The organism is Streptomyces sp. NPDC057617, from assembly GCF_042800555.1.
Lineage (GTDB): Bacteria > Actinomycetota > Actinomycetes > Streptomycetales > Streptomycetaceae > Streptomyces.
In genome coordinates this window covers 186,829-203,362 of record NZ_JBHVGV010000012.1, presented here as the reverse complement: position 1 = coordinate 203,362, position 16,534 = coordinate 186,829, and the positions used below count along the sequence as shown (strand labels likewise).

At 73.2% G+C, this 16,534-nt stretch carries 1 protein-coding gene; it reads left to right on the top strand.

What is annotated here, in order from left to right:
- Window positions 1-28: 28 nt before the first annotated feature.
- A complete protein-coding gene (locus tag ACFU9P_RS27440; RefSeq protein WP_384085695.1) occupies window positions 29-16,528 on the top strand; it encodes a type I polyketide synthase in 16,500 nt (5,499 codons plus the stop codon).
- Window positions 16,529-16,534: the final 6 nt, after the last annotated feature.

Below are 16,534 nucleotides of genomic sequence, written 5' to 3'. Positions count from 1 at the left end.
CGCGAGTGACGGAGCGATGGAGCAGACGATGAATGCCCCCACCGAGAACGCCCCTACGGACAACTCCCGGAACAACAGCGTGGTGGACGCGCTGCGCGCCGCGATGAAGGAGGCCGAGCGGCTGCGACGGCAGAACAGGATGTTCGTCGCCGCCGCCAGCGAGCCGATCGCCATCGTCGGCATGGCCTGCCGCTTCCCCGGCGATGTCACCTCGCCCGAAGGGCTCTGGGATCTGGTCGCGTCCGGCACCGACGCCATCTCCGCGTTCCCCGCCGACCGCGGCTGGGACCTGGACGCGCTGCGCGACAGCGGCACCGACGCCCGCGACACCTCCGTCAGCCAGCAGGGCGGCTTCCTCAACTGCGTCGCCGACTTCGACCCCGGCTTCTTCGGGATCTCGCCGCGCGAGGCGGTCACCATGGACCCCCAGCAGCGGCTGCTGCTGGAGACCGCCTGGGAGGCCATCGAACGCTCCGGCATCGACGCCACCCGGCTGCGCTCCACCAGGACCGGCGCGTTCATCGGCACCAACGGGCAGGACTACGCGTATCTCCTGGTCAGGTCGCTGGACGACGCGACCGGCGATGTCGGCACCGGGATCGCCGCCAGCGCCGCGTCGGGCCGGCTCTCGTACACGTTCGGCCTGGAGGGCCCCGCGATCACGGTCGACACGGCGTGCTCGTCCTCGCTGGTCGCCCTCCATCTCGCCGTACAGTCCCTGCGCAACGGCGAGTGCGGGCTCGCGCTCGCCGGCGGCGTCAATGTGATGTCCACCCCCGGCTCACTGGTCGAGTTCAGCAGGCAGGGCGGCCTCGCGCGGGACGGGCGGTGCAAGGCGTTCTCCGACGCGGCCGACGGCACCGGATGGTCCGAGGGCGCCGGGATCCTGATGCTGGAGCGGCTCTCCGACGCGCAGCGCAACGGGCATCCCGTCCTGGCGGTGGTACGCGGCTCCGCCGTCAACCAGGACGGCGCCTCCAACGGCTTCACCGCGCCCAACGGCCCCTCGCAGCAGCGCGTCATCCGGCAGGCCCTGGCCAACGCGGGCCTGACCCCCGCCGAGGTGGACGCGGTCGAGGCACACGGCACCGGCACCCCGCTGGGCGACCCCATCGAGGCACAGAGCCTGCTCGCAGGGTACGGCCAGGACCGCGAGCAGCCGCTGTTCCTCGGCTCGGTCAAGTCCAACATCGGGCACACGCAGGCCGCTTCGGGTGTCGCGGGCGTCATCAAGATGGTGATGGCCATGCGGCACGGAGTGCTGCCGCGCACCCTGCACGCCGAGCAGCCGTCCTCGCACGTCGACTGGTCGGCGGGCAAGGTCGAGCTGCTCACCGAGGCCCGGGCCTGGCCGGAGGCCGGCCGGGCGCGCCGTACGGGCGTCTCCTCGTTCGGGGTCAGCGGCACCAACGCGCATGTGATCATCGAGCAGGCCCCGGAGGTCCCCGCCCCGGAGACGACCGCCACCACTCCGGCGCGGGCGCTGCCATGGGTGATCTCGGGTCGGACCCCGGAGGCGCTGCGCGAGCAGGCGGCCCGCCTGCTCGACCGGCTGGAGCGCGAACCGGGACTGCGCGCGGCGGATGTGGCGCTCTCCCTGGCCACCACCAGAGCGAGCCTGGAACACCGTCTCGCGGTGATCGCGGACGAGGACGGCACCGCCGGGCGGGCCGCGCTGGCGGCCTGGACGGAGCACGGCACGGCACCCGGGACCGTAGAGGGCACGGTCGTGGGCCGTACCCCCTGCGCGGTGCTGTTCTCGGGGCAGGGTTCGCAGCGGCTGGGCATGGGGCGTGAGCTGTACGGGCGCTTTCCGGTGTTCGCGGAGGCCTTCGACTCCGTACTGGCACTGCTGGACGGGGAGTTGGGGGGCTCGCTGCGGGAGGTGATCTGGGGCGAGGACGCTGAGCTGCTGAACGATACGGGGTTCACTCAGCCCGCGTTGTTCGCGGTGGAGGTGGCGCTGTTCCGGCTGGTGGAGTCGTGGGGGGTGACTCCGGACTTTGTGGCGGGGCACTCGATCGGCGAGATCGCCGCGGCCCATGTGGCCGGGGTGTTCTCGTTGGAGGACGCGTGCCGTCTGGTGGCGGCGCGGGCCTCGCTGATGCGGGCGCTGCCCGTCGGCGGCGCGATGATCGCCGTACGGGCGACCGAGGAGGAGATCCGGCCGCTGCTGTCCGAGCGGGTGTCGATCGCCGCGGTCAACGGTCCGTCCTCGGTGGTGATTTCGGGAGCCGAGGACGCGGCGCTGGAGGTCGCGGCGGAGCTGGAAGCGCTGGGCCGTAAGACGAGCCGGCTGCGGGTCTCGCACGCTTTCCACTCGCCGTTGATGGATCCGATGCTGGACGGCTTCCGGGCCGTGGCCGAGGGGCTGACGTTCCAGACGCCGTCGATTCCGGTGATCTCGAATGTGAGCGGTGCTCTCGCTTCCGCCGAGGAGCTGTGCTCGGCGGACTACTGGGTACGGCATGTCCGCGAGGCGGTCCGGTTCGCGGACGGTGTACGGGTGTTGGGGGAGCGGGGCGTACGGACGTTCCTGGAGTTGGGGCCGGACGGTGTGCTCTCCGCCCTCGCCCAGGAGTCGGTGCCGGCCGGCTCGGTGACCGTACCGCTGCTCCGGAAGGACCGCCCGGAGGAGGTCTCGGCCGTCACCGCGCTGGCTCAACTCCATGTGCGCGGTACGGGTGTTGAGTGGCCCGCCTTCTTCGAGTCCACCGGCGCCCGGCCGGTGGACCTGCCGACGTACGCCTTCCAGCACGAGCGGTTCTGGCCCAAGACCACCCACCGTCCCGCCGACGCCGCCGGTCTCGGTCTCACTTCCGCCAACCACCCGCTGCTCGGCGCCGCCATGTCGGTCGCGGGCTCCGACGAACTGCTGCTGACCGGCACGCTGTCCCTGGCCACCCACCCCTGGCTGGCCGGCCATGTTGTGGGCGGCATGGTGTTCTTCCCCGGCACCGGATTCCTCGAACTCGCGATCCGCGCCGCCGACCAGGCCGGATGCGACCGCGTCGACGATCTGATGCTGGCCGCCCCGCTCATCCTGCCCCGTACCGGCGCGGTCCAGGTGCAGATCGCCGTCGGCGGCGCGGACGACGACGGCCGCCGCGAGCTGCGTTTCTACTCCCGCGCCGCCGACGCGCCCGACGACGACTGGACCCTGCACGCCTCCGGCCGCATCGGCCGCGGCGAGCGCGTACTCGGCTTCGACACCACCGTATGGCCGCCCAAGGGCGCGACCGTCGTCGATGTCGAGGGGCTCTACGATCGGTACGCGAGCAACGGCCTCGAATACGGGCCCGCCTTCCGCGGACTCCGTGCGGTCTGGCGGCGCGGCGAGGAGATCTTCGCCGAAGTCGCGCTGGACCGCGAGGTCGAGGACGCGGACGCGTACGGAGTGCATCCGGCCCTGTTCGACTCCGTACTGCACAGCACGGTCTTCGCCAGCGCGGACGGCGACGACAGAAGCCTGCTGCCGTTCGCCTGGAACGGTGTCTCCCTCCATGCATCGGGCGCCTCGACCCTGCGGGTCCGCGTCACCAGCGAGGGCCAGGACGCAGTACGGATCGCCGCCGTCGACATCCAGGGCGAGCCGGTCATCTCGGTGGAGTCGCTGGCCCTCAGGGCCGCCGCTCCGCCGTCCGCGGTCGACACCCGCCGCGAGGCGGCGAACTCGCTGTTCCGGGTCGACTGGGTCCCGGCGACCTCCGGGAGCGTGGCCGAGGACAGCGAGTGGGTGGTGCTCGGCACCGACGAACTGGGTCTGACCGGCGCGCTCGCCTCGGCCGGCGCCGCCCGGCTGCGTGCCCCGGCACGTACCCTCGCCGAACTCCTGGAACGCACCGGTCCGTCCGGCCTCGACGACGAGGGCGTGCCGGACTTCGTACTCGTACCGCTCAAGGGCAACCCCGCGCGCACCGCCGAGTCCGCGCATGAACTCGCCGGATCCGTACTGGAGTTGGTCCAGGAATGGCTCGCCGAGGAGCGGTTCGCCGGCTCCCGGCTGGTCTTTGTCACCCGGGGCGCGGTCGAGGACGGTGCCCACGGTGTCACCGACACGGCCGCCGCCTCGGTGTGGGGTCTGGTGCGCTCGGCGCAGGCGGAGAACCCCGGCCGGTTCCTGCTGGTGGATCTTGACGCGGACGCTTCGGCGGACCCGGCCGCCGCCCTGCCGCACCTGCCCGGCGTCGCCGCCTCCGACGAACCTCAGGCCGTGGTGCGCTCGGGCGCGCTGCGCGTCGGCCGGCTCGCGCGCCTGGAGTCCGGTACGGGCCTGATGCCGCCGGCCGGAGTGCCCTGGCGGCTCGGCAGCCGGGCCAAGGGCAGCCTGGACGGTCTGGCCCTGGACCCCTTCCCCGAGGTACTGGAGCCGCTGACCGGGCGCGATGTACGGATCGAGGTCCGCGCGGCCGGAGTGAACTTCCGCGATGTCCTCAACGCCCTCGGCATGTACCCCGGCGACGCCGGGCTGTTCGGCTCCGAGGCCGCGGGCGTGGTGGTCGAGACCGGCCCCGACGCGAGTCAGCTCCGTGTCGGCGACCGGGTCACCGGCATGCTCTTCGGCGGCTTCGGCACCCATGTGGTGGGCGACGAGCGCCGCCTGATCCCCGTACCCGAGGAGTGGTCGTGGGAGACGGCCGCCTCGATGCCGCTGGTGTTCCTGACGGCCTATCACGCCCTCATCGAACTGGCCGAGTTGAAGCAGGGCGAGAAGGTCCTGATCCACGCCGGTGCGGGCGGTGTGGGCATGGCCGCCATCCAGATCGCGCGTCATCTGGGCGCCGAGGTGTTCGCGACGGCGAGCGAGGGCAAGTGGGATGTCCTGCGCGGGCTGGGCGTGGCGGACGACCACATCGCGTCCTCCCGTACCACCGACTTCGAAGCGGTCTTCGCCGAAGTCAGCGATGGTGAAGGTGTCGATGTCGTTCTGAACTCGCTGGCCGGTGAGTTCGTGGACGCGTCGCTGCGGCTGATGAGCCCCGGCGGCCGGTTCCTGGAGATGGGCAAGACCGATATCCGCGAGGCAGCCGATCTGCCCGAAGGCGTGAACTACCGCTCGTTCGACCTCGGTTGGGTGGAGCCGGCCGGTATTCAGCGGATGCTCCAGGCCCTGATGGACCTGTTCGACCGGGGTGTGCTGGAGCCGCTGCCGGTCCGTTCCTGGGATGTGCGGCGGGCGCGGGATGCGTTCCGGTTCATGAGCATGGCCAGGCATGTGGGCAAGATCGTGTTGACGATGCCGCGTGTGTGGGATGCGGCGGGTACGGTCCTGATCACCGGTGGTACGGGTGGTCTGGGCGGTCTGCTGGCACGCCACTTGGTGCGGGAGCGGGGCGTGCGGCATCTGCTGCTGACCAGCCGTCGTGGCCCGGCTGCCGAGGGCGCGGAGGAACTTGCCGCCGAACTGCGGGAGTTGGGCGCTTCCGAGGTCGCCATCACCGCGTGTGACGTGGCGGACCGGGAAGCACTGGCCGGACTGCTGACGTCGGTCCCCGCAGACCACCCCCTGACCGCTGTCGTGCATACGGCCGGTGTCCTCGACGACGGTGTCATCGGCTCGTTGACCCCCGAGCGGCTCGACGCCGTACTCCGTCCCAAGGTCGACGCCGCCTGGCACCTCCATGACCTGACCCGCGATCTCGATCTGGCCGCCTTCGTGGTTTATTCGTCCACCGCTGGCGTCATGGGCAGCCCAGGACAGGCCAACTACGCGGGCGGCAACACCTTCCTCGACGCCCTGGCCGCCCACCGGCGCGCCCTCGGACTGCCCGGTCTCTCGCTCGCCTGGGGCGCCTGGGAACAGGGCGCGGGCATGACCAGCACTCTGGAGGACCACGACGTACGCCGGGTCAGCGGCTCCGGCATGCCGCTGCTCTCCGTCGAGCAGGGCCTCGCCCTGTTTGACGCCGCCACCCTGAGCGACGAGGCCCTGGTGGTGCCGCTCGGAATCGGCAGCGGCTCCATCCCCTCGTCGGCCGGCGTCCCGGCCCTGCTCCGGGGTCTCGTACGGACCGGCCGCCGCGCGGCGAAGAGCGGCGCCGCGAGCGTGTCCCGGGCGGGGCTCGTCGAACGGCTGGCCGCACTGCGCGAGACCGAGCGCCCCCGGCTGCTCACCGAACTCGTCCGTATCGAGGCCGCCGTGGTCCTCGCGCACTCCTCGCCCGAGGCCATCGCCGTGGAGCGGGAGTTCCGGCAGCTCGGCTTCGACTCGCTGACGGCCGTCGAACTGCGCAACCGGCTCGCCTCCGCCACCGGTCTGACCCTGCCCGCCACCCTGATCTTCGACTACCCCACCCCCGCCCGTCTCGCCGCCTTCCTGCTCGACGAACTGGTGGGCGCGGACGACATCGGGGCCGCCGTCACCGCACGCGAGTCGGCCGACGACGGCACCGCCACCGGCGATCCCATCGCGATCGTCGGCATGAGCTGCCGCTTCCCCGGCGGGGTCGAATCCCCGGAAGGGCTCTGGCAGTTGGTCCTCTCCGGCGAGGACGCCATCACCGGCTTCCCCGCCGACCGCGGCTGGCAGGCCGACCCGACCATCGGCGCCGTCGAAGGACAGGGCGGATTCCTGCGGGACGTCGCCGACTTCGACGCCGGATTCTTCGGTATCTCGCCGCGCGAGGCCCTCGCGATGGACCCGCAGCAGCGGGTCCTTCTCGAAGTCTCCTGGGAGGCGGCGGAACGCGCCGGAATCGACCCGGCGACCCTGCGCGGCAGCCGTACCGGAGTCTTCGTCGGAGTCAGCGGCCAGGACTACGCCGGACTTGTCATGCGCTCCAAGGACGACATGGCGGGCCACGCGACCACCGGCCTCGCCGTCAGTGTGGTCTCCGGGCGGCTGGCCTACGCCCTTGGCCTCGAAGGCCCGGCGATGTCCGTCGACACCGCCTGCTCCTCGTCCCTCGTCTCCCTCCATCTCGCCTCCCAGGCGCTGCGCGGCGGCGAGTGCTCGCTCGCTCTCGCGGGCGGGGTGACCGTGATGACGACCTCCGCGAACTTCGCCGGCTTCTCCCGGATGGGCGGACTGGCGGGCGACGGCCGGTGCAAGGCGTTCTCCGACTCGGCGGACGGCACCGGCTGGTCCGAGGGCGCGGCCATGCTGGTGCTGGAGCGGCTGTCGGACGCCCGGCGCAACGGGCATCAGGTCCTGGCGGTGGTACGGGGCAGCGCGGTCAACCAGGACGGCGCCTCCAACGGTCTCACCGCGCCCAACGGCCCCGCTCAGCAGCGGGTGATCCGGCAGGCCCTGGCCAACGCCGGACTCTCGCCCGCCGAGGTGGACGCGGTCGAGGCGCATGGCACCGGCACCCCGCTCGGCGACCCGATCGAGGCGCAGGCGCTGCTCGCCACATACGGCCAGGACCGCGATGCGGACCGGCCGCTGCTGCTGGGGTCGGTGAAGTCCAACATCGGTCACACCCAGGCCGCCGCCGGTGCGGCGGGGCTGGTCAAGATGGTGATGGCGCTCCGCCACGGCACTCTGCCGCGTACGCTCCACCTCACCGAGCCGTCCAGCCATGTCGACTGGTCGGCCGGCACCGTCGAGCTGCTGGTCGACACCACCGCCTGGCCCGAGACCGGCCGCGCGCGCCGCGCCGGAGTCTCGTCCTTCGGCATCAGCGGTACCAACGCCCATGTGGTCCTGGAGCAGGGCCCAACCGAGACCGCGAGCGGCTCAGGACCGGCCACGGCCGCGCCGGACAGGGTGCCGGGCGCGGTGCCCTGGCTCGTATCGGCCAAGAGCGAAGCGGCGCTGGACGGCCAGATCGCCCGTATCAGGGAATTCGCCGGACACGGGAGCGGGCACGGGCAGGGGAGCGGGCACGGGCCCGGATCTGCGCTGCCGGTGGACATCGGTTTCTCGCTGGCCACGGGCCGGTCGCTGTTCGAGCACCGGGCGGTTCTGCTCGCGACGGACGACGGCGTCTCGGATCTCGCCCGGGGCCTGGCGGCCGAGCGGTCGACGGCGGTGCTGTTCTCGGGCCAGGGCTCGCAACGGCTGGGCATGGGCCGGGAGCTGTACGGGCGGTTCCCGGTGTTCGCCGAGGCGCTGGACTCCGTACTCGCCCTGCTGGAAGGGGAGTTGGAGAGTCCGGTACGTGAGGTGATCTGGGGCGAGGACGCCGGACCGCTGAACGGTACGGGGCTTGCTCAGCCCGCGTTGTTCGCGGTGGAGGTGGCACTGTTCCGGCTGGTGGAGTCGTGGGGGGTGACTCCTGATTTTGTGGCGGGGCACTCGATCGGTGAGATCGCGGCCGCCCATGTGGCCGGGGTGTTCTCGCTGGCGGATGCCTGCCGCTTGGTGGCGGCGCGCGCTTCGCTGATGCAGGCGCTGCCGGCCGGTGGCGCGATGGTCGCGGTGCAGGCGACCGAGGACGAGGTCAGCCCGTACCTCTCCGGCCGTCTGTCCGTCGCGGCCGTCAACGGCCCCTCCTCCGTGGTGCTTTCGGGCGCCGAGGACGCGGTGCTGGAAGCTGCCGCTCAACTGGAGGCTCTCGGCCGCAGGACCACCCGTCTCCGGGTCTCGCACGCCTTCCACTCCCCGCTGATGGACCCGATGCTCGACGAGTTCCGCGCGGTGGTGGCGACCCTGGTGTTCCAGGAGCCCGCCCTCCCGGTGATCTCGAATGTGAGCGGTGCTCTCGCTTCCGCCGAGGAGCTGTGCTCGGCGGACTACTGGGTACGGCACGTTCGCGAGGCCGTACGGTTCGCCGACGGCGTCCGGACGATGGCCGACCAAGGCGCCACCGTATTCCTGGAGCTGGGCCCCGACGGGGTGCTGTCCGCGCTCGCCCGGGAGTCCCTGCCCGCCGACGCCGTGGTGGTTCCCGCGCTCCGCAAGGACCGCGGCGAGGAAACCGCGCTGGTCACCGCGCTGGCGCGGCTCCATGTGGCCGGAGCCGCCGTGGACTGGCCGGCGTTCTTCGCGGGCACCGGCGCCCGGCGCGTGGACCTGCCGACGTATGCCTTCCAGCGCGAGCGCTTCTGGCCGGAGGTCGCCGTGGCGGCGGAGACCGCGGCCGGTACGGACCCGGTCGACGCGGAGTTCTGGGCGGCGGTCGAGCGGGAGGACCTGGAGTCCCTGGCGTCCCGGCTCGACGTGGACGGCGGTTCGCTCGGCGCCGTACTGCCCGCGCTGTCGTCGTGGCGCACCCGGCGCAGGCTGCGATCGACGGTGGACGCGTGGCGCTACCGGGAGTCCTGGCAGCCGCTGGCCCTCACCGCCGCCTCGGGCACCCTGCCCGGCACCTGGCTGGTCCTCGCCCCGGCGGCCGGAGCCGCCGACACCTGGGCGGACTCGCTGATCAGCGCACTCGGCACCGCGGCGGTCCGACTGGACATCGACGCCACCGACCCCGCCGTTCTGCGCGAACAGCTCTCCGCCGCCGCGGACCACGACACCCTCACCGGTGTGCTGTCGCTGCTCGCTCTGGACGAGTCGTCCGGTACGGCCGGTGTGCCCGCCGGACTGGTCGCCACCGCCACCCTCGTCCAGGCCCTCGGGGACACCGGAGTCACCGCCCCGCTCTGGGCCGTCACCCGTGGCGCGGTCGCCCCCGTACCCTCCGGGCCGCCGCCCGTTCCCGCGCAGGCCGCCGTCTGGGGTCTCGGGCGGGTCGCCGCGCTGGAGCACCCGCGCCACTGGGGCGGGCTCGTCGACCTCCCCGAGGAACTGGACGAGCACGCCGTACGCCGGTTCGTCGCCGTACTCACCAACACCGCCGACGAGGACCAGCTCGCGGTCCGCGCCTCGGGTGTCTTCGGCCGGCGGATGCTGCCCGCCCCCGCCCCCGACGCGCCCGCCGAGGGCGAAGCGCGCTGGGAGCCGTCCGGCACCGTCCTGATCACCGGCGGCACGGGCGCGCTCGGCGCGCGGGTCGCCCGGCGTCTGGCGAGCGAGGGCACCCGGCATCTCGTCCTGCTGAGCCGGCGCGGTCTGGCGGCGCCCGGCGCGCACGAACTGCTCGCGGAGCTGACCGGCCTCGGCGCGCAGGTCACCGTCACCGCCTGCGACGCCGCCGACCGGGGCGACCTGGAGCGGGTCCTCAAGGCCGTTCCCGCGGACTGCCCGCTGACCGGAGTGGTGCATACGGCGGGGGTGCTGGACGACGGTGTCCTGGCCGGGCTGACCGCCGAGCGGTTCGAGACGGTCTTCCGCGCGAAGGTCGCCTCCGCCCTGCTCCTCGACGAACTGACCCGCGATCTCGGGCTTTCGGCCTTCGTTCTGTTCTCCTCGGTGGCCGGCTCGGTCGGCAATCCCGGCCAGGCCAACTACGCGGCGGCGAACGCGGTGCTCGACGCGCTGGCCGAACGGCGCGCGGCGCTGGGGCTTCCGGCGACCTCGATCGCCTGGGGCGCGTGGGACGGCGCGGGCATGGCGTCCGGCGCGGAGCATGCCCGTACCACCGGCGCCCAGGCCCACGACCGCAGGCGCGCGTCCGGCGCGCTCGACCCCGAACTGGCGGTCTCCGCGCTGTTCCGGGTGGTGGCCGAGCCCGAGCCGACCGTCGTCCTCGCCGACCTCCAGCGCCCCGAACTGCTCACCGCCCTGCTGAGCCTGCGCCCCAGCCCCCTGCTCGCCGAACTGCCCACCGCCCGCAGCGCGCTGACGGCGCTTCAGGAGACCCGGCGGGAGACCGGGGCAGCGGCTTCCGGGCTACGGGAGCGCCTCCTCGCGGCCCCGGACGCCTCGAACGACGAACGCGCCGCGGTGCTGCTGGATGTCGTCCGTACCCACTGCGCCGCGGTCCTCGGACACACCGGAGCCGAGGCGATCAAGGGCGACAAGGCCTTCCGCGACCTCGGCTTCGACTCGCTGACGGCCGTGGAGCTGAGCAACCGGCTCACCGGCGCGACAGGGCTGGCGCTCCCCGCCAGCCTGGTCTTCGACTACCCCACCCCGAGCGCCCTCGCCGACCATCTGCTCGCCGAACTGCTCGGCGAGGACGCCCTCGCCGGCGCCGCGCCCGTCCCGGCGGACACCCGGCCCACCGACGACGACCCGATCGTCGTCGTCGGAATGGCCTGTCGCTTCCCGGGCGGGGTCAGCTCGCCCGAGGACCTCTGGCGACTGCTCGCCGAGGGCCGCGACGGCATCGACGCGTTCCCCACCGACCGCGGCTGGGACCTCGATGTCCTGGCGGGCGACGGCCAGGGCCACAGCGCCACCCGGGTGGGCGGATTCCTGTACGAGGCGGCGGAGTTCGACCCTGGCTTCTTCGGGATCTCGCCGCGCGAGGCGCTTGCCATGGACCCGCAGCAGCGGCTGCTGCTGGAGGTGAGCTGGGAGGCGGTCGAACGTACGGGCACCGACCCGGTATCGCTGCGCGGCAGCCGTACCGGAGTCTTCGTCGGTACCAACGGCCAGGACTACGCCCATATCGTCCTCCGGGCGAACGAGGACGTGGAGGGCCACGCGGGCACCGGACTCGCGGCGAGTGTCATCTCCGGCCGGCTGTCGTACGCCTTCGGCTTCGAGGGCCCGGCCGTCACCGTGGACACCGCCTGCTCCTCCTCCCTGGTCGCCCTGCACTGGGCCGCCCAGGCGCTGCGCGCCGGCGAGTGCTCGATGGCGCTGGTCGGCGGGGTCACCGTGATGTCCACCGCGACGAGCTTCGCCGGATTCACCCGGCAGGGCGGACTCGCGCCCGACGGCCACTGCAAGGCGTTCTCCGACTCGGCCGACGGCACCGGCTGGTCGGAGGGCGTCGGCGTGGTCGTCGTCGAGCGGCTGTCGGACGCGCGGCGTAACGGCCACGAGGTTCTGGCTGTGGTGCGGGGCAGTGCGGTCAATCAGGACGGTGCGTCGAACGGTCTGACGGCTCCGAATGGTCCTTCGCAGCAGCGGGTGATCCGGCAGGCTCTGGCCAGTGGTGGTCTGTCGCCTGCGGATGTGGACGCGGTGGAGGCGCACGGTACGGGTACGACCCTGGGCGACCCGATCGAGGCGCAGGCGCTGCTCGCGACGTACGGGCGTGATCGCGACCCCGAGCGTCCGCTGCTGCTCGGCTCGGTGAAGTCCAACATCGGACACACCCAGGCCGCGGCCGGTGTCGCGGGTGTGATGAAGATGATTCTCGCCCTCCGGCACGGCGAACTGCCGAAGACCCTTCATGTGACCGAGCCCTCGACCCGGGTGAACTGGTCTTCCGGAGCGGTGGAGTTGCTCACCGAGCAGACCGCGTGGCCGGATGCCGGCCGTCCGAGGCGTGCGGGTGTGTCGTCCTTCGGGATCAGCGGCACCAACGCCCATGTGGTGCTGGAGCAGGCCCCGACAGAGCAGGCCCGCACGGAGCGGGCCCCCGCGGAGCAGACCCCGACCGAGACCGCGAGCGCCGCTCCGGCCGCCGGGGCTCCCGCCCCGAGCGTGGTGCCCTGGCCGGTCTCCGCCAGGAGCGAGGCCGCGCTGGACGGACAGGTCGAGCGGCTGCGGTCCTTCGCGGCCGGACACCCCGGACTCTCCCCGGCCGACATCGGACACTCGCTGGCCACGGGCCGCTCGCTGTTCGAGCACCGGGCGGTGCTGCTGGCGACCGGACAGGGCATGCCGGAGATCGCCAGGGGAGAGGCGGCCGGGCAGCCCCTGGCGGTGCTCTTCTCCGGCCAGGGCTCCCAACGGCTCGGTATGGGGCGGGAGTTGTACGACCGGTTCCCGGTCTTCGCCGACGCCCTCGACTCCGTACTGGCGCATCTCGACGCCGAGTCGGCCGGCCGGGACCGCCCGCTGCGCGAGGTGATCTGGGGGGACGACGCCGCGGCACTGAACCGGACCGCCGTCACCCAGCCCGCGCTGTTCGCCATCGAGGTGGCGCTCTTCCGGCTGATTCAGTCCTGGGGAATTGCACCGGACTTCGTGGCGGGCCACTCGATCGGTGAGATCGCCGCCGCCCACGCGGCCGGGGTGTTCCCGCTCGCCGACGCCTGCCGGCTGGTCGCGGCCAGGGCCCGGCTGATGGACGCGCTGCCCGAGGGCGGCGCCATGGTCGCGGTACAGGCCACCGAGGACGAGGTCGGCGCGCTGCTGCTGTCCGAGGACGTGGCGGTCGCCGCGGTCAACGGACCGCGCTCGGTGGTGCTCTCGGGCGACAAGGAGCAAGTACAGAGCATTGCCGGATTCCTGGCCGCCGACGGACGCAGGACCTCCCGCCTCGCGGTCAGCCACGCCTTCCACTCCCCGCTGATGGACCCGATGCTGGCGGAGTTCCGCGAGATCGCCGAGGGGCTCAGCTACGAAGAGCCCGCGATTCCGGTGATCTCGAATGTGAGCGGTGCTCTCGCATCGGCCGAGGAGCTGTGCTCGCCCGAGTACTGGGTACGGCATGTTCGCGAGACCGTCCGTTTCGCCGACGGTGTAAGGACCCTGGCCGAGCGGGGCGTGGGTGTCTTCCTGGAGCTGGGCCCGGACGGTGTGCTCTCCGCCATGGCCCGCGAGTCCGTCCCGGACAGCGCGGTCGTGGTGCCCGTCCTGCGCAAGGACCGGTCCGAGGAACTGACTGCGGTCATCGCGCTGGCCCAGGCACACGCGCACGGCGCACCGGCCGACTGGACCGCGGTCCTCGCGGGGTCCGGCGCGCGCCGGGTGGAGCTGCCGACGTACGCGTTCCAGCGCGAGCGGTACTGGCCGTCGCTCTCGGCGGCCCCGGGCGATGCCTCGGGCCTCGGCCTCGAAGCGGCCCAACACCCCTTGCTGGGTGCGGCGATGACCGTGGCGGGCTCGGACGAGGTGGTGCTCACCGGACGCCTGTCCGCGCGGACCCATCCCTGGCTGATGGGCCGTCAGGTTCACGGAGGCACGGTGCTTCCCGAGGCCGCCTTCGCCGAACTGGCCGTACGGGCCGGGGACGAGACCGGCTGTGACACGGTCGAGGAACTGACCCTCGCCACCGGGCTCGTCGTGCCCGATGACGGCGCGGTACGGGTGCAGGTGCGCGTGGCCGCCTCCGACGGGACCGGCCGCCGCTCGCTGACCGTACACGCCCGCCCCGACGGCGCCGACCAGCCGTGGACCCTGCACGCGACCGGAGCGCTGAGCGCCGGACACCGGGCGCCGGACACGGATCTGGGTACGGAGGCCTGGCCGCCGGCCGGGGCCGAATCCGTCGACCTGGACCAGCACCCGGACGCGGATTCCGGCGGGGCCGGTCTGCGGGCGGCCTGGCACCAGGACGGCGAGGTCTTCGCCGAAGTCGTGCTCGAAGAAGACGAACAGGCCGTCACGCAAGGCACGTTCGGGCTGCACCCGGCGCTGCTGACCGCCGCCGTCGACGCGGCGGGACTGCTCAGGACCGAAGCGGCCAGTACCACCGACGCGGCCGGTCCGCTCGCCGGAACCGTCCCGGTCGAGTGGCGCGGGCTGACCCTGCACGCGGGTGCCGCCACGGCCCTGCGGGTACGCCTCACCCCGACCGGCCCCGACACCGTCGAGCTGGCCGCCGTCGACGAGGAGGGCGCGCCGGTGCTCTCGGTGCGCTCGCTGACCCTGCGCCCCGCCTCCGAAGCCGGGGCCGCGGCGACCGGGGCCGCCGAGCCCGCGCCGGGTCCCCTCTTCGGTCTCGACTGGGTGCCCGCGCTCATTGCTTCCGCGCCGGCCACTCCCGCGTCCCCCACCGGCCTGCGCTGGGCGGTCCTCGGGGACACCCTGGCCGCACCGGACGACGTCTCCCTCGTACGGGCCGGATCGCTGCGTGAACTCCTCGACTCCGGGGAACCGCTGCCCGACCTCGTACTGGCCCCGGCCGTCGGCGATCTGACGGAACATCAGGACGAGCGGGCGGCCCTGCCCGCCCGGGTGCGGGCCGTGATGCGCACCGTACTGGACCTGCTGCGCACCTGGTCTGCCGACCGGCGGACCACCGGATCGCGGCTTGTGTTCGTCACCCGGGGCGCGGTCGCCGCCAATGCCGGGGACGATGTCCGGGATCTCGCGGCGGCCCCGGTCTGGGGCCTGGTCCGCTCCGCCCAGTCGGAGAACCCCGGCGCCTTCCTGCTGCTCGATCTGGAGGCTCCCCACGACAACGACACCGACACCACCACCCTCCGAACCGTCCTGCCCGCGCTGCCCTCTCTGCTCGACGCCGGGGAGACCCAGGCGGCCGTCCGAAGCGGCGAGATCCACGTGGCCCGGCTGGCGCGCCTCGCCCAGGGACGTACCCAGTCGCCAGGCAGCGGCATCCGGTCCTGGGACCGCGACGGTACGGTCCTGATCACCGGCGGCACCGGCGGCCTCGGCGCCGAACTCGCCCGCCATCTCGTCACCGGCCATGGCATCAAGCACCTGCTGCTCGTCAGCCGGCGCGGCCCCGACGCCCCCGGCGCCGAGGAACTCCGTGCCGAACTGGCCGCCCAGGGCGCCGAAGTGACCGTCGCCGCCTGCGATGTCGCCGAGCGCCCGGCCCTGGACGGGCTGCTCGCGGGCGTACCGGCCGAACACCCGCTGACCGCCGTGGTGCACACCGCCGGTGTGCTGGGCGATGCCACCATCGGCTCGCTGACCCCCGCGCTGGTCGACCGGATACTGCGTCCGAAGGCGGACGCGGCCTGGCATCTGCACGAGGCGACCCGCGATCTCGGCCTGGCCGGGTTCGTCCTCTACTCCTCGGTCGCCGGTATCACCGGCGGCCCCGGCCAGGGCAACTACGCCGCCGCCAACACCTTCCTGGACGCTCTGGCCCTGCACCGCGCCGCCCTCGGGCTGCCCGCGGTGTCCCTGGCCTGGGGGCCCTGGGCGCGTACCGGCGGCGGAATGACCAGCGGTCTCAGCGACGCCGACATGGGGCGCATGGCCCGCTCGGACCTGGCACTGCTCCCGGTGGACACGGGCCTCGCGCTGTTCGACGCGGCGACCGCGCGCGACGAGGCGCTGCTCGTACCGGTCCTGATCGCCGAGGGCGCGGGCGCCCGGGCAGCCGAGACCACGGACGAGATCCCGGCGATCCTGCGCGGGTTGCTCCGCAGGCGGCGCCGCACGGCCGCCGCCGGGCGCGGGCGCGCCACCGGTCTCGCCCAGCGCCTGGAAGGGCTGGCCGAGGAGGAGGCGGAAGCCCGGCTGGCCGAGCTGGTACGGGCCGAGACCGCCGCCGTACTGGGACACACCGACGCCGACGCGATCCCCGCCGACCGGGATTTCAGCAGGCTGGGCTTCGACTCGCTGATGGCGGTGGAGCTGCGCACCCGGCTGACCGCGGCCACGGGGGTACGGCTCTCCGCCACCCTCGTGTTCGACCATCCCACCCCGGCCGCCGTCGCCCGGCACCTGGCGTCGGAGCTGCTCGGCGACACCGCGCCGGGCGCGGGACCTTCGCCGCTGGCCGCCCTCGGCACGCTGGAGGAGGCGCTCGCCGCGGGCACGCTCGACGAGGTCACCAGGAACGGGGTCGCCGGTCGGCTGCGTCAGCTCCTCGCGCGATGGGACGCACCGGGCCCGGAGACCGGCGGACTCGTCGTCACGGAACGGATCGAGGCCGCGAGCGCCGACGAGGTGCTGGCCTTCATCGACAACGAGCTGGGCCGGTCGGCGGAGTTCTGATCCCCT

What these genes read in the sequence shown, in the direction of transcription:
- ACFU9P_RS27440 (WP_384085695.1), top strand. Translation starts at nt 29, where the DNA reads ATGAATGCCCCCACCGAGAACGCCCCTACGGACAACTCCCGGAACAAC.